General features: G+C 73.2%; 18 protein-coding genes. 12 read left to right on the forward strand and 6 right to left on the reverse strand.

Annotated elements, in window-relative coordinates:
• Nucleotide 1: 1 nt before the first annotated feature.
• Both O7613_RS25270 and O7613_RS25275 read left to right on the forward strand, forming a co-directional pair.
• Nucleotides 2-418 (forward strand): ATP-binding protein, encoded by a 417-nt coding sequence (locus O7613_RS25270; protein ID WP_281590614.1) that lies wholly within the window; start codon nucleotides 2-4, stop codon nucleotides 416-418.
• 61 nt (nucleotides 419-479) lie between these two features.
• Nucleotides 480-1,364, forward strand: coding sequence for a DUF5926 family protein (locus tag O7613_RS25275; protein ID WP_281585872.1), 885 nt, complete (start codon nucleotides 480-482; stop codon nucleotides 1,362-1,364).
• A 71-nt stretch (nucleotides 1,365-1,435) separates the two neighbouring features.
• Here O7613_RS25275 and O7613_RS25280 read toward each other — a convergent pair whose 3' ends face one another.
• A complete protein-coding gene (locus O7613_RS25280; RefSeq protein WP_281585871.1) occupies nucleotides 1,436-2,650 on the reverse strand; it encodes an arginine deiminase in 1,215 nt (404 codons plus the stop codon).
• A gap of 162 nt (nucleotides 2,651-2,812) precedes the next feature.
• Between O7613_RS25280 and O7613_RS25285 the strand changes: the two genes are divergently transcribed.
• From O7613_RS25285 to pheA, 4 genes are all read left to right on the forward strand, one after another.
• Entirely contained in the window at nucleotides 2,813-3,547 is a 735-nt protein-coding gene (locus tag O7613_RS25285) for a hypothetical protein (protein ID WP_281585870.1), read from the forward strand.
• 233 nt (nucleotides 3,548-3,780) lie between these two features.
• The gene (locus tag O7613_RS25290; RefSeq protein WP_281585869.1) at nucleotides 3,781-4,236 is read left to right on the forward strand and encodes a hypothetical protein; all 456 of its coding nucleotides are present in this window, start codon (nucleotides 3,781-3,783) and stop codon (nucleotides 4,234-4,236) included.
• A gap of 81 nt (nucleotides 4,237-4,317) precedes the next feature.
• Nucleotides 4,318-4,863, forward strand: a complete 546-nt coding sequence (locus tag O7613_RS25295) for a hypothetical protein (RefSeq protein WP_281585868.1) — start codon at nucleotides 4,318-4,320, stop codon at nucleotides 4,861-4,863.
• A 10-nt stretch (nucleotides 4,864-4,873) separates the two neighbouring features.
• The gene (pheA, locus tag O7613_RS25300; RefSeq protein WP_281585867.1) at nucleotides 4,874-5,830 is read left to right on the forward strand and encodes a prephenate dehydratase; all 957 of its coding nucleotides are present in this window, start codon (nucleotides 4,874-4,876) and stop codon (nucleotides 5,828-5,830) included.
• Nucleotides 5,831-5,873: 43 nt separating this feature from the next.
• Here the strand turns inward: pheA and O7613_RS25305 are convergent, their stop codons facing one another.
• From O7613_RS25305 to O7613_RS25315, 3 genes are all read right to left on the reverse strand, one after another.
• The gene (locus O7613_RS25305; RefSeq protein ID WP_281585866.1) at nucleotides 5,874-6,599 is read right to left on the reverse strand and encodes an AIM24 family protein; all 726 of its coding nucleotides are present in this window, start codon (nucleotides 6,597-6,599) and stop codon (nucleotides 5,874-5,876) included.
• Nucleotides 6,600-6,697: 98 nt separating this feature from the next.
• Complete coding sequence (locus O7613_RS25310; protein ID WP_281590612.1) at nucleotides 6,698-7,042, reverse strand: metallopeptidase family protein; 345 nt, start codon at nucleotides 7,040-7,042, stop codon at nucleotides 6,698-6,700.
• 132 nt (nucleotides 7,043-7,174) lie between these two features.
• A complete protein-coding gene (locus O7613_RS25315) occupies nucleotides 7,175-7,603 on the reverse strand; it encodes an OsmC family protein (protein ID WP_281585865.1) in 429 nt (142 codons plus the stop codon).
• Nucleotides 7,604-7,723: 120 nt separating this feature from the next.
• Between O7613_RS25315 and O7613_RS25320 the strand changes: the two genes are divergently transcribed.
• The 3 genes from O7613_RS25320 to O7613_RS25330 all read left to right on the forward strand — a co-directional run bounded on the left by O7613_RS25320 (nucleotide 7,724) and on the right by O7613_RS25330 (nucleotide 10,253).
• Nucleotides 7,724-8,461 (forward strand): hypothetical protein, encoded by a 738-nt coding sequence (locus O7613_RS25320; RefSeq protein ID WP_282290348.1) that lies wholly within the window; start codon nucleotides 7,724-7,726, stop codon nucleotides 8,459-8,461.
• Nucleotides 8,462-8,619: 158 nt separating this feature from the next.
• The gene (locus O7613_RS25325) at nucleotides 8,620-9,441 is read left to right on the forward strand and encodes an HAD family hydrolase (protein ID WP_281585863.1); all 822 of its coding nucleotides are present in this window, start codon (nucleotides 8,620-8,622) and stop codon (nucleotides 9,439-9,441) included.
• On the forward strand, nucleotides 9,441-10,253 hold the full coding sequence (locus O7613_RS25330) for an HAD family hydrolase (RefSeq protein ID WP_282290350.1): 813 nt from the start codon (nucleotides 9,441-9,443) through the stop codon (nucleotides 10,251-10,253). The genes O7613_RS25325 and O7613_RS25330 overlap by 1 nt, the downstream gene beginning before the upstream one ends.
• Before the next feature lie 37 nt (nucleotides 10,254-10,290).
• Here the strand turns inward: O7613_RS25330 and O7613_RS25335 are convergent, their stop codons facing one another.
• Nucleotides 10,291-10,884 (reverse strand): bacterial proteasome activator family protein, encoded by a 594-nt coding sequence (locus tag O7613_RS25335; protein ID WP_282290352.1) that lies wholly within the window; start codon nucleotides 10,882-10,884, stop codon nucleotides 10,291-10,293.
• 66 nt (nucleotides 10,885-10,950) lie between these two features.
• Between O7613_RS25335 and O7613_RS25340 the strand changes: the two genes are divergently transcribed.
• A complete protein-coding gene (locus tag O7613_RS25340) occupies nucleotides 10,951-11,778 on the forward strand; it encodes a prolyl oligopeptidase family serine peptidase (protein ID WP_282290354.1) in 828 nt (275 codons plus the stop codon).
• Between the two features lie 50 nt (nucleotides 11,779-11,828).
• The gene (locus O7613_RS25345) at nucleotides 11,829-13,049 is read left to right on the forward strand and encodes an ABC transporter substrate-binding protein (RefSeq protein ID WP_281585859.1); all 1,221 of its coding nucleotides are present in this window, start codon (nucleotides 11,829-11,831) and stop codon (nucleotides 13,047-13,049) included.
• 35 nt (nucleotides 13,050-13,084) lie between these two features.
• Here O7613_RS25345 and ddaH read toward each other — a convergent pair whose 3' ends face one another.
• Nucleotides 13,085-13,918, reverse strand: coding sequence for a dimethylargininase (gene ddaH, locus O7613_RS25350; protein WP_348775386.1), 834 nt, complete (start codon nucleotides 13,916-13,918; stop codon nucleotides 13,085-13,087).
• A gap of 59 nt (nucleotides 13,919-13,977) precedes the next feature.
• On the opposite strand from ddaH, the gene O7613_RS25355 reads away from it, so the two are divergent.
• A complete protein-coding gene (locus O7613_RS25355; RefSeq protein WP_281585858.1) occupies nucleotides 13,978-14,436 on the forward strand; it encodes an Lrp/AsnC family transcriptional regulator in 459 nt (152 codons plus the stop codon).
• Nucleotides 14,437-14,475 lie beyond the last annotated feature (39 nt).

Consider the following 14,475-nt stretch of genomic DNA (forward strand, 5'->3'; position numbering starts at 1 on the left):
CGTGGTGGTGCCCCACGACGCGACCGGCGCGCGCGTGGCACGGCACCGGCTCGCCGACGAGCTGACCGGCGTCGTACCCCCGGTCCTGCTGGCCGACCTGGTGGCGGTCCTCGCCGAACTGGTCGGCAACGCGGTCCGGCACGCCGGGGCGCTGCCCGGCGGCGTGGTCCGGGTGGCGTGGCGGCTCCGCGTCACCGACCGGGGGCCGAGCGTCCAGCTCCGGGTCACCGACGGCGGTTCCGGTGCCGGCCCGCGGATCCGGGTCGCCCCGCCGGACGCGGTCGACGGGCGCGGGCTGCACATCGTCTCCGGCCTCTCCAGCCGCTGGGGCGTCGAGCGGGACGGCCTGGGCCAGAGCGTGTGGGCGGAGTTCGACCCCGCCGGGTCGTACCGGCCGGACCTGGTCGCCACCGGCTGACCCGGCCGGGCAGGCGGGTCCGGCCCCCGGGCGCCCCCGCGGGCATCTAGGCTTTCTCGCCGTGAGCAAGCGTCGAAAGAACCAGCGGACCGTCGAAGCCACCCCGAAGCGGGAGAAGGTGCGCGACATCTTCGTACCCCGACCGTTCGAGGGGCTGGCGGACGAGCCGGAGTGGATCGCCCTGCGCGAGCTGGTGCCGGCCGCGTCCGCGCCGCTGCGGCTGACCCCCGAGCTGGTCGAGGAGTACGGCGACCGGCCGGTCATCCTGGCCACCGTCCTGCCGATGGCCGCCCCGGCGGTCGCCAAGCCGGACGGGCGGGTCCTCATCGGCCTGCAACGGCACCAGCAGTCCGGCGACGTCTCCCGGGACCTGGCCGACGCGCTGCTCAGCGCGCTGCGCACCGAGCCGGGCGGTCAGGTGAGCGTGCCGCCGCTGCCCGGGCCCGGCCCCCGCCTCCAGGACATCCTGGTGGACGGGCCGCTGGAGATCACCATGCACGACGGGTTCGACTTCTGGCTCGACCCGGGCGCCATCGACGACCCGACCGTGCAGGCGTCCCTGGAGCGGGCGAACGCGGCGATCTATCCGACGGTCAAGCTGGACGCGGCGCGGGCGGCGTACTGGTGCCAGGTGCCGGAGAAGGCACACGTGCGCTGGGTGCTGCCGGACGACGAGGACGCCGCGCTGAACGCCCTGGCCCGGCTGGGCGCGGCCGGCGCGCTGACGCTCGGCGACGACACGAAGTTCGCCGGCATGTTCCGCGCGCACGGCCGGCTGGCGCCGGTCTGGGACCTGCCGGAGGACACTCCGGCCGGCGAGTGGGAGGGCCCGGTCGCGCAGTTCGCCAAGCGCTACGCGGAGGCGCTCGCGGACCCGGAGCCGCTGGACGCCGCCGCCCGCCGCGCCCGCCAGGGCCTGCTCGGTCGCCAGCTCACCCTGCGCTGACCGCCCGGTGTTAGGCGGGGGCCCTTCTTAACGCACGGCGTTAAGCGGGGGCCCCGCCTCTACCGAAAGCGTTAAGCGGGGCCCCCGCCTTTCTCGCGGACGAGGGGGCAGGACATGCAGCGGGGGCCGCCCCGGCCGGAGCCCAACTCGGAGCCGGCGATGGCGATCACCTCGATGCCGGCGCGCTCCAACTGCGCGTTGGTCTCCACGTTGCGTTCGTAGCCCACGCAGAGGCGCGGCGCGAGGGCGAGCGTGTTGTTGCCGTCGTCCCACTGTTCGCGCTCGGCGGTGACCGGGTCCAGGCCGGTGTCGATCACCCGGAGCTGGTCGAGGTCCATCGCGTCGGCGGCGGCCCGCAGGAACGGGGCCGGGCCGTCGACCCGCGGCTCACCGTCCGCGCCGGCCACGACGGTGTACGCGGACAGCTCGCTGGCGATGTTCGGGTACATCAGCACGGCGTCCACGTCGACCATGGTGCAGACCGTGTCCAGGTGCATGGTGGCGCGTTCCTGGGCGATCGGCACCACCAGGATGGTGTGCGCCAGCCCGGCGGCGAAGACCTGCCGGGCCAGCCGTTCCGCGCCGGCCGGGGTGGTGCGTTCGCCGACACCGACGGCGAGCACGCCCGGGGCGAGCAGCAGCACGTCGCCGCCCTCCACGTGTTCCAGCCCGGGGTGGTAGACGAACTCGGTGCCGGCGAAGCGCGGGTGGTAACGGTAGATCGCGTCGGTGAGCGTGGTCTCCCGCCGCCGCGCCGGCATGGCCAGGCTGGTGACGCCGACCCGGTCGCCGATCCACACCGACGAGTCGCGGGTGAAGAGAAGATTGGGCAGCGGGTCGATCACGAAGTCGTGCCGGTCCATCAGGGTCCAGACCAGACCGCCGGGCCGTTCGGCGCCGATCCGCAGCTCCTCGTGCGCGAGACCGGCGATGAACACGTCGGCCAGGGCGGCCGGATCGAGGTACGCCAGGTGGTCGGCGACCCGGGCGCGCAGGGTGTCCCCGAGGCGGCGGGACCGCAGCACCCGCTCGGTAAGCTCGGCCCGGGCGTCCGGCACGGCGAGCGTCTCAGCGAGCAGGTCGGCCAGGTAGAGCACCTCGACGCCGCGCGAGCGCAGGGCCGCCGCGAAGGCGTCGTGCTCCTCCTGCGCGCGTCCCACCCATGGGATAGCGTCGAAGAGCAAGGAGTCGTTGTTGCGTGGGGTGAGGCGGGCGAGCTCGGGCCCCGGGCGGTGCAGCAGCACCGTGCCGAGCCGGGCCACTTCGCTGTCCACGTAGTGCGTCACCCCCGCAGCCTAGGGCAGGCTTCCGCACCATCCGGAAAAGAAGTGTGAATGAATATGGCATTCATCCACAGTCATTCCGGCGGTCCAACTTGCCGGACCCCCGGGTGTGCAACGTAGGGTAGTGGAGACATAACTTCGAGAGACCTTTTGCCGGAGGTCGCGATGACTGTCTTTCCCGCTCGCCGAGCCGTACCGAGCCGGGCACTGCCGCCCCGCGCGGCACATCCCCGGGTCGAGGCCGCCCCGGCGCTCGAGCCGGCGCGTCCCAGTCCCCTGGAGTGGGCCCGCCGCCGTCGCGCCGACCGGGGGGCCCGCCGGTTGGAAGCCGCCGGGGCCCGCGCCCTGGGGCAACTCGACCACCTCGGGCCCGCCTGGCACGTCATCGAGTGGCCACGGACAGACCTGGCCGACGCGCTGCTCGACCGCGGCCAGGACGATCGGGCCGGGTTCCTCGCGATCGGGCCGAGCGGGCTCTTCGCGGTCACCATCGCCGACCACGGCCGGGCGCGGGTGCTTGTCGCCGGCGACGTCGTGCAGATCAACGGCAAGCGTCCACCCTATGTGGCCGAGGCGCGCCGCGACGCCAAGCGGGCCAGCAAGGCGCTCTCCGACGCGGTCGGTCTGCCGATCCCGGTGACGCCGGTGCTGACGTTCGTCGGCTCCGGGGTGATCAGCGTCTACGGCCTCCCGAAGGACTGCCTCATGGCCACCCACCGGGAGCTGGACCGGCTGCTCGTGGCCGCCGGCAACCGGATCAGCCCGGCCACCGCCGAGAAGTTGTCCCGGGTCGCCGAGGCGCCGTCGACGTGGCTCAACGGCACGTACCGTCCATCTGCCGACTACCGGTGGTATGACGAGGGCCGAACGGCCGCTGACAAGCGGGCCGCCCGCCGGTAACGTCTCGGACGACGCCACGCGGTCCGCGGCACCGCCCCGACCGGTTCCGTCGTTCCGCGTCGTCGCCGGTCGCCCGCCCCCCGGGGCTCCCGTCGCACCGACGCATGTCCCCCGGTCCCTGCGCCGCCCAGCCTCACGGGTGAGCACCGGTGACCGGGAGGCGCAGCGCGGCCGGGTGGTCGCTGTGCCGACCGGCTAGCGTGGACAGACCGTCGGTGTACATAGGAGGCGCGGTGGCCCACGTCGAGCTCTCACTCTCGGAAGTGTTCGCGTCCCCGACCGAGACACCCACCGAGCAGGAGTCCGACAATTTCGCACAGTGGTCCGGGACGGTTTCCCGGGCCGCCGAGCCGTGCCTGTTGATCGACGCCGACACCACCGTGGTGGCGATCTCCTCGTCCGGCTGCGACCTGCTCTGCCTGGGCGCGCCGGAGGACGTGGTCGGTCGCCCGCTGCTGGAGGGTGGCCTGCGCCTGGTCGACTTCACCGCCAGCCCCAGCGAGCTCACCGAGCAGGAGACCGAAAAGATCCCGCCGCTGCTCGCGTTGCTCTCCGGCCGGCTCGCCCGTGGTCTGCTCCGGGTCCAGGGGCCCGGCTCCGACGCCGGGACGACGGTGGACGCCATCTCCACGCCGGTGCTCACCGGTGCCGAGGTGGCCGGCTCGCTCACCTTCTTCTGCGTGCTCTGACCCCGCCGGGGGCATCCCGCCGAGCACCCGGCTTCTCCGGTGCGGGCGCACCTCCTACGATGGGCTCGGCCCCCGGCCGTGATGACGCCCCTCGATGTCGAGGACTGCACCGTGCCCCGCACCCCGCCCCACCGCCGTGCCCTCCCGGCGACGCTGCTCGCGCTGCTCGTGCTCACCGCCTGCGGGCAGCCGCCCGAGCTGCGCGAGCCACCCGCCACCGAGGCCGGCGGCCCATCCGCCTCGGCGTCGGCCACGCCCACCCCGACCCCGTCGGCACCGGTCACCCCCGCCACGCCGGCGCGGCCCACCCCGGCGCCCGACCCGGCCGCCACACCCTGCCGGGGCAAGCCGTCCGGCGACCGGATCGTCGCGTTGCTGCGCGGCTCCGCCGGGGTGCTGCCGCGAGCGGTCCGGGTCACCGTCCGAACCGGTCCGCTCTGCGCGGAGGGCTGGCACTACACCGTGCTGGCGGTCTCCGGGCACGAGGAACTCCAGGTGGTCACACGGGGTCGATCCGGCACGCCGAAACTGGTGACCGCCGGCACCGACGTGTGCGGCGTCGAGGTCCGCGCCACCGCGCCCACGGGCATCCGCACCCTGGCCTGCGACGGCACCCCGGGTGCGTAGTGTGGTGACCATGCCGGGAACACCACCGACCCGCTTCGTCTACCTCGGACCCGAGGGCACCTTCGCCGAGCAGGCGCTGCGTAGCCTGCCCGCCGCCGAACGGGGGGACCGGACGCCCGCCCGCAGCGTCGGCGAGGCCCTCGACGCCGTCCGGGCCGGGGAGGCGGACGCCGCCATGGTGCCACTGGAGAACTCCATCGGCGGCGCGGTCGGGGTGACACTCGACGAACTGGCCGAGGGTGACCCGTTGATGATCACCCGGGAGGTGATCCTGCCGGTGGAGTTCGTGCTCGCCGGCCGCCCCGGCGTCACACCGGCCGCGGTACGCAGCGTGGCCGCCCACCCGCAGGCGTCCACCCAGTGCCGCAGTTGGCTGCGGGACCATCTGCCCGACGCCACCGTGGTCGACGTGCTCTCCAACGGGGCCGCCGCGGCCGGCGCGGCGACCGGCGAGTACGACGCCGCCATCTGCGCCCCGATCGGCGCCGCCCGGCACCGGCTGACCGTGTTCGCCGACAAGATCGCCGACCATCCGGACGCGGTGACCCGGTTCGCGCTGGTGTCCCGCCCGGGGCCGCCCCCGCCGCCGACCGGCGACGACCTCACCTCGCTTGCGGTCTACATCGCGCACGACCGGGTGGGCGCGCTGCTGTCCGTGCTGATGGAGCTGGCCGTACGCGGGGTGAACCTGACCCGGATCGAGTCCCGCCCCACCGGCGAGGCGCTCGGGCGTTACGTGTTCTTCCTGGACTGCACCGGGCACGTCGCCGACGTACGCCTCGGCGAGGCGTTGCGCGGGCTGCGCCGGGTCTGCGCCGACGTCCGCTTCCTCGGCTCGTACCCCCGGCACCGCTGGAGCACGGCGGCGGGTGACGTGCCGACGCCCGCGCCGGCCGGTCTCTCCGACGCCGACTACGCCGACGCGGCGGCCTGGCTGGCCCGGCTGCGCGCCGGCGAGCTGACCTGAACCGGGCCGGGTGCGTTCCCCAGGAACGCACCCGGCCCGGAGCTCACTGCAGCAGGCCGCCGAGCAGGCCACCCTGCTGTTGCTGCTGGGCGCCGCTGCCGGCCACCGGCGGTTCCTCGGAGGGCTGCACCACGACGAAGCCCTGGCCGGCGAAGCTCATCGTGAACGCCTCGCCGGTGCTGCGTCCGAGCAGCGTGCCCAGGCCGAGCTGCTCGGCCCGGTGGTAGCCGGTCTGGAGATTGGCCGACCAGCAGACCGCCGCCTGCGGGTCGACGTACGTCGGCGCGTCCACGTTCAGCACCACCGGGGTGCCCTTGGTGGTGATGGCGATCCGGCCGTGCCCGCTGAAGACGCAGTTGAACAGGCCCGACGAGGACGCCATGCCCATGCCGCTCACCATCTTGATGTCGTACTGGAGGGTCGAGTCGAAGGCGAGCACGCTGGAGCCGTTGATCGACAGGGCGTCGCCGGGCTCCAGGTCGATGATGTGCACGTCCTTGGCCAGCTCGGCGAGGAACACGTCGCCGCGCCCGGAAAGCTTCATCAGCGGCACACCCTCGCCGGTGAGCCGCTGCTTGATGAACTTGCCGATGCCGCCCGAGCCGAGCGCCTGGAACTGCACCTGGCCCTGGTAGGCGACCATCGACCCGACGCGGGCCATCGCCTCGCCGTTCAGCTCGATCTTCAGCATTTTGGAGTTCTGCAGCCGCATGCCCGGCTGCTGGGACTCCTTCTCGAGGTTCTCCGCGGAGAAGAGAGCGCTGCGCATGGGGTTGTTTCCTCCTGCATCGGGATGTGCCTGACCCGGAGGTTAGGGGACTGGCGCAACCGCGGGGATCGGCCGAGCGGGGGCGGGCCGGGGCCCGGTCAGCCCCAACCGAGGGCGTGCAGGCGCTCGTCGTCGATGCCGAAGTGATGGGCGATCTCGTGCACCACGGTCACCGCGACTTCCTCGACGACGTCGTCGTCGGTGTCGCAGATCGCCAGGATCGGGTTGCGGTAGATCAGGATGCGGTCCGGCAGGACGCCGGAGTAGTCCCAGCCGCGCGCCGTGAGCGCATGCCCCTCGTAGAGCCCGAGCAGGTTCTCGCCGGGCGGCGGGTCGTCCTCCACCAGGATGACCACGTTGCTCATCAGCCCGAGCAACTCCTCGGGCACCTCGTCGAGTGCCTCGCCGACCAGTTCCTCGAACCGGTCCCGGCTCATCTCCACGGCCACGCCGACCATCCTCCCCGCTGCCGCCACCCGTCGACCACCCGTCGAAGATCCACGCACTTCCCGGAAAGAGTGGCCCGACGGGTCCTCTTTCCGGGGAAGTGCGGGCAGGATGGCCAGGCGCGAGCGTCAGGCCAGGCGGGCGGTGAGCGTGATCTGCGCGCCGGGGGAGAGCAGCCGGGAGATCGGACAGTTCTCCTTGGCGGCCTCGGCCAGCTTGGTGAACCCGGCCTCGTCGAGCCCGGGTGCCTGGCCGACGGTCTCCAGGTCGATGCGGGTCACGGTCATGCCCGCGTCAGTCTTGTCGAAGTGCACCTTGGCGGTGGTCTCCACCGACGTGTCGGTGGCGCCCGAGTCGGCGAGCTGCTTGGAAAGGGCCATCGAGAAGCAGCTCGCGTGCGCGGCGCCGATCAGCTCCTCGGGGTTCGTGCCCTCGCCCTCCTCGAAACGCGACTTGAAGGAGTAGTTGCCGGACAGGCCGCCCTTGCCGGTGCGGACGGTTCCCGACCCCTCGGCGAGGTTGCCCTGCCAACGAGCGGATGCGGTACGGATAGGCATGGCACCGACGCTAACCGAAAGCGCGCCGCCCCGCACCGCCCCTCCCGCTCCACGCCCCCGATACCGGGCCGTCGTCTGTGCCATGATTCGACGCAGGCCCGCGAACGGGAAGGGTGGCCGATGTCGCAGGATCTCCCCATCCCCAGGCAGGACAGCCGCTCCGACGGCACCACTGTCGTCGAGTGGGGCGACACCGACGCCCGATCGGAACCGTCCGGCCGGGTCGGCCGGACGCTGGCCGGCCTGGGCCGGGACCACCGCCTGCCCCCGGTGCTCGCCGGCCTCGGCGCGGTCGCCGCGCTCGCCTCGCTGATCGGCGAGTGGGTGGTGATCGTCATCCCCGATGGGTCCCGGGCGGAGAACGCGCCGAACCTGCTGGCCAGCGGCATCTCCGAGACCGGCGGCTTCGGGGTGGCATACCTGGTGGGGCTGCTCGGGCTGTCGGTCGGCACGGCGCTGGCGCTGCGCGGGGCTCCCGCGGTGCGGCAGCACGCCCGGATCGCCGGGTTGGGCCTCGCCGCCGCCCTGCTCGGCGTGCTCGTCGCGACCGCCTCCTCGCTCCAGCAGGTCGCCAGGCGCATACTCTTCTTCCCGGTCGAGCAGAGCATCCAGGTGGAGCACGGCCGAGGGCTGATCACCGCCTTCCTCGCCGTCGTGCTGCTGGCGGCCACGCTGCACCTGACCGGGCGGGTCGGGGAACGGGCCGCCGACCCGGCGGACGACGCGCCGGCCCACGGTCCGGGCGGCCGGACCGCCCGGCGGCGGGGGCGGACGATCGACGACGACGGGCCGCCGGCCCCGGCCGACCTGACGGTGGAGCCGACGACGCCGTTCGCCGGCCCCGACCGCTCCCGCTGAGCGGGTCACCGGATCGCCGCCGGGGATTCGCGGCCGATTCGCCGGAACGCCATGGATGACCCCTGCGCGGCGAGATACGGTTGCTGCCCGCCGTCCCATGGTCGCGGCACGAAGGACCAGGTCGGCCGGCGTGACGGCGGCGGGGCGAAGGAGGAACCATGACCCGCCCGGGCCTGCCCAAGCTGATCGCCACCGACCTCGACGGCACGCTCGTCCGCAGCGACGACACCGTGTCCGCGTACACCCACGGGGTGCTGGACCGGGTGCGGGCCGCCGGGATCCCGGTGGTCGGCGCCACCGGGCGCGGACCGCGACTGGCCGAACTGAGCCGCAACGACATCCGCGCCGCCGACTTCCTCGTGATGGCCGGCGGCGGATGGGTGGTCGACCAGAGCGACCCGGCCGGCCCGTTGGTGCTGCGTGACGAGCGTCTCCCCGGCGAGGTGCTCACTCGTCTCCTCGCCGACCTGGAGGCCGCCGTCGGCCCGCTCACCGTGATGGTGGAGGCGTCCGGCGACCACGACGCGCCGCTCTGGGGCGACTACCACCCGAGCTGGCCCTATCCGGACCGGTTCGAGGCACGCAGCCGGGCGGAATGTCTCGCCTGCGACGTGGTCAAGGCGTTCGTCCGGACCGAGGACCACCACGTCGACGAGTTGCTCGCGGTAGCCCGCCGGATCGTGTCGCCGGAGACGGCCACGCTCACCCAGGCCGGGCTCGGCTTCGTCGAGATCTGCCCGCCCGGCGTGGACAAGGCCAGCGGGCTGAGCGTCGTCGCCGACCGGCTCGGCGTCGACCCGGCGGACGTGCTGGTCTTCGGCGACCAACCCAACGACCTGCCGATGTTCGGCTGGGCCGGCTGGGCGCGGGTGGCGGTGGCGAACGCCCACCCCGAGCTGCGCGCCGCCGCGGACGAGATCACCCTGCGCAACGACGACGACGGCGTCGCGGTCTACCTGGACCGACTACTCTCCCGGTGATGGGAGAGCCACCTCGACTCGTCGCCACCGACATCGACGGCACGCTGCTGCGGGACGACCGGACGCTCAGCCCGCGTACCGCGGCGGTGCTGACCCGGATCGCCGCCGCCGGCACGCCCGTCGTGCTTGTCACCGGCCGTCCGATCCGCTGGCTCCAACTCGTGTACGACCAGCTCCCCGAGCCGCTGCCGGCGATCTGCGCCAACGGCGCGGTGGTGTACGACCCGGTCACCGACGAGGTGCTGCGCGCCGACCCGCTCGCCCCGGAGCTGCTGGCCGAGGTGGCCCGGCGACTGCGGGCCGAGGTGCCCGGGGTGAGCTTCGCGGTGGAGATCGTGGACAGCCGGCAGATGCGGCACGAGGCGCACTATCCGCTGCGCTGGGACGCCGACGCGGACGCCATCCGAGCCGTCGAGTCGCCGGAGGAGCTGCTCGCCGCGCCCGCGGTGAAGCTGCTGGCCCGGGCCGGGGAGCAGGACCCGGACGTGTTCGTCCGGGTGGTGGCCGGCGCGCTGGAAGGGCTGGCCGAGGCCACCCACTCGTCCTACAGCGGCCTGATCGAGATCTCCGCCGCCGGTGTGACGAAGGCGGCCGGCCTGGCCTGGTACGCCGCCCGGCTGGGCGTCGACGAACGGGACGTGCTGGCCTTCGGCGACATGCCGAACGACGTGCCGATGCTGACCTGGGCCGGTCGGGCGGTGGCGGTCGCCAACGCCCATCCGGCGGTACGGGAGATCGCGGACGAGGTGACCGGGGCGAACACCTCCGACGGCGTCGCCGCGTACCTGGAGAAGGTTTTCGGGGTGGACTGACCGGCCGGGGCGCGTCGCGCGCGCCCCGGCCGGCGCGTCACAGGTACTGGCCGGGAGCGTGGCCCTCGGCGCCGGGCATCCCGGGCATGCCCGGAACCATCCCGCCCGGGCCGCCCGGGCCGCCCGGGCCACTCGGCAGCGCCTGCCGGCCGGAGCGCATCTGCTCCAGTTGGACGCGGGCGGCCATCTGCTGGGCGACAAGCGCGGCCTGGATGCCGTGGAACAGCCCTTCCAGCCAGCCGACCAGCTGGGCGTGGGCGATGCGCAGCTCACCCTCGCTCGGCGCCTGCTGCTCGGTGAACGGCAGCGAGATCCGCTCCAACTCCTCGCGCAGCTCCGGGGCGAGCCCCTCCTTCAGCTCGACGATCGAGCGTTCGTGGATCTCGCGCATCCGGTGCCGGCTGGCGTCGTCGAGCGGGGCGGCCTTCACCTCCTCCAACAACTGCTTGATCATGCTGCCGATCCGCATCACCTTGGCCGGCTGCTCGACCAGACGGGTCGGATCCTCACCCTTGCCCTCGTCGGTCTGCACGGTGCCGACCGGTCGGCCGTCCGGCCCGACCACCACCACGGTGCCGGGGATGCCATCGTTGCCCTGTTCGTCGTGTCCGCCGGGGTGCGCTTCGGTCATGGCAACCATCTTTACCCACGCCGACCACGCGCACGCGCGCAGGACCGCGCAGGCTACCGTCCCCGCATGCCCAGCGACCCGCGTGACGTGCTGACCCGGCCGGCTCCGCCGCCGGACGCCACCGTCGCCTACGGCGGCCACCCGGACCAGTGTGCCGACCTGCGCCGCCCGGCCGGTGACGGTCCGGCCCGACCGCTCGTGGTCGTGGTGCACGGCGGCTTCTGGCGGGCGGAGTACGACCGCGCCCACACCGGCCCGATGGCCACGGCGCTGGCCGCGCTCGGCCATCCGGTGGCGCAGCTCGAATACCGCCGGACCGGCCCGCCCGGCGGCGGCTGGCCGAACACGCTCACCGACGTACGCGCCGGGGTCGCCGCGCTGCCGGGGCTGGCCGCCGCCGCGCTGCCCGGCCGGGTGGCGCCCGTCCCACCGATCCTGGTCGGTCACTCGGCCGGCGGTCACCTGGTGCTGTACGTGGCCGCGCACGCCCCGGAGACGGTCGGCGGCGTGCTCGCGCTGGCCCCGATCGCGGACCTCGCCGAGGCGTACCGGCTGGACCTGGACGGCGGGGCGGTGGCCGCGCTGCTCGGCGGCGGCCCGGCGGACGTCCCGGACCGGTACGCGGCCACGGATCCATCGGCGCTGGTACCGATCCCGGCACGGACGGTAGTGATGCACGGGTCGCTCGACCAGCAGGTTCCGGTGTCGACGAGCCGCTCCTGGGTGGCCGCCGACCAGGCCGCCGGCGGCACCGCCATACTGGTTGAGCTGGCGGAATGCGAGCACTTCGGGCTGATCGCGCCGGACTCGGTCGCGTGGCCCCGGGTGGTCGAGGCGTTGCGGTCCCTTCACAGTGATCTTCCGGGCATTGACGCAACGTCGACGACCAGGTAGAACGCCGATGGGGTGTGCACCATGGCCACCCCCGGCGGGGAGGAAGTTCGGTGGCACAGATGAACCGCAGGCGTGCTCTGCAACTGCTGGGCGCGCTCGGCGTCACCGGGTTCGCGGCCGGCTGCGGCTCCGGCGACGACTCCCCGGAGCAACCGGCGGCCGGCAGCCCGATCAAGATCGGGCTGATCGTGCCCGGCAGCGGCCCGAACAAGGCCATCGGCGACGACATCACCAACGGCTTCCAGCTCTTCCTCAGCACGCACGGGCAGCAGCTCGGCGGGCACCCGGTCACGGTGGTGCCGGCCGAGGAGGGCGACAGCGCCGCCACCGGCAAGGCCGCCGTCGACCGGCTCCTGAAGGAGGGTGTGCTCGCGCTCACCGGCGTGGTCAGCCCGACCGTCATGACCGGCATCCGGGATGCCGTGGAGGGGGCCCGGGTGCCGCTCATCGGCTCCAACGCCTCCCCCGCCTCGCTCAAGGGCGTCCTCTACATCTGGCGCACCTCGTACGTGCTGGACGAGCCGGGCGTGGCGCTCGGTGAATACCTGCGCCGGATCCTGGACCCGTCGAGCCGGATCGCCATCTTCGGCACCCAGGGCGCCAGCAGCCGGGACGTCGTCGACGGGCTGCGGCGCGGCTACGAACTCGGCCGCCGGCTCACCGAGGAACCGATCTACACCCCCGACTACGCCAACCCGGGCAAGGGGGTCTACACCGGGCCGATCCGCAAGGCGCTCGGCCGCAACCCGGACGCCGTCTTCTGTCACTACACCGGCCCGCAGGCCGTGCAGTTCGTCAAGCAGCTCTACGACGCCGGCTACCGGGGGCCGATCTACGCGCCCGGGTTCCTCACCGAGGGCACCGTCCTCGACCAGCTCGACGACGGCGAGAAGGGCCGGGACCGGCGGCTGATCGAGGCCCACGGCATCGAGACCGCGCTCAACTACTCGGCGGACCTGAACAACACCGCGAACCGGGTGTTCGCCTCCGCGTACCGCAAGACGTTCAACACCTCACCGACCACCTACGCGATGGCCTCGTACGACGCCGCGCAGGTACTGGACAAGGCGATCCGGCTGGTCGACGGCGACCCGAACCCGACGCAGGTCAACCTGGCGCTCGGCAAGATCGGCCAGATCGACAGCCCGCGCGGTTCCTGGCAGTTCAACCAGCCGCGTACCCCGCAGCAGAAGTGGTATCTGCGCAAGGTGCAGCTCGACGGCCGGATGCTCTCCAACGTGGTGATCAACGAGCTGGCCACGCTCGGCTGACGCGGCGGCGGGGGTCCGGGGTCAGGGGGTCCGGGTCAGGGCCGCAGCTCGGCGATGCAGCACTTCACGCTGCCGCCGCCCTTCTTCAGCTCGGCCAGCTCCACCGGGACCGGCTGGTAGCCGGCCGCCCGCAACGTGCCGGCCAGCCGGGTGGCCTCGTTGTTCAGCACCACGTTGAGCCCGTCGCTGACCAGGTTCAGGCCGAAGGCCAGGGCGTCCTCGTCGTCCGCCACCACCGCGTCCGGGAAGAGTTGGTGCAGCACCCGCTGGCTGGCCGCGGAGAAGGCGCCCGGGTAGTAGACGATGTTCCCGTCGTCGATCGAGGCGAGCGCCACGTCCAGGTGGTAGAAGCGCGGGTCGACCAGGCGCAGTGAGACCACCGGCCGGCCGAGCGCCTCCTGCGCCTCGGCGTGCGCCGCCAGCTCGGTCCGGAAGCCGTGGCCGGCGAGGATCAGCCCGCCGTGCGCGTCCGGCAGGTACGCGAAGTCGCCCTCACCCTCGTTGGTCTCGCTCGGCGCGAGGAACCGCCAGCCCTGCCCCTCGTAGAACTCCCGGTGCGCGGCGGCCTCGGCGGCCCGCTGCTCGTGCTTGAACCGGGCGCCGTAGGCCGTGCCGTCGACCACGAAGGCGCCGTTGGCCGCGAAGACCATGTCCGGCAGGCCCGCCCCGGGGGTCAGCAGGTGCACCTCGTGACCGAGCCCGAGCAGCGTCTCGCGGAGCCGGTCCCACTGCTTGACCGCCAGGTCCGCGTCGACCGGGGTGGTGACGTCCATCCACGGGTTGATCGCGTACTCGACCGCGAAGTAGTCGGGCGAGCACATGAGATATGTCCGCTTTCGCGAGACTCGCTGCTGGTTCACGGTCACCAAGAGTAGGTAGGTTAGAACTTTGGTAACAGCCACGACCATTGCTTCCCAGAGGCGGAACGTTGCAGATAGACGCGGTAGACCAGCGAATCATTGCGCTACTCGTGGCGGACGCCCGCGCCTCGTACGCGGACATCGGCAACCGGGTGTCACTGTCCGCCCCGGCGGTCAAGCGACGCGTCGACCGGCTGCGGGCGACCGGGGTGATCCGTGGCTTCACCGCCGTGGTCGACCCGGCCGCCGTCGGCTGGACCACCGAGGCGTTCGTCGAGCTGTTCTGCGCCGGGCGGACCACGCCGGCGCAGATCGGCGTCGCGGCCCGCCGGCACCCCGAGGTCGTCGGCGCCTACACCGTCTCCGGCGAGGCGGACGCGCTCGTACACCTGCGCGCCGCCGACATCTCCCACCTGGAGGATGCGCTCGAGCGGCTGCGGGCCGAATCGTTCGTCACGTCGTCGCGCAGCACCATCGTGCTGTCCCGGCTGGTCGAATCCCCCGGCGTCGGACCGTCCACGGGCTGACGCCGATCGTCGGCGGCGGCGTGGCGGTTGCGGCGTGGC

Origin of the sequence: Micromonospora sp. WMMD975, from assembly GCF_029581215.1 — a bacterium.
In the GTDB taxonomy this organism is placed as follows: domain Bacteria; phylum Actinomycetota; class Actinomycetes; order Mycobacteriales; family Micromonosporaceae; genus Micromonospora.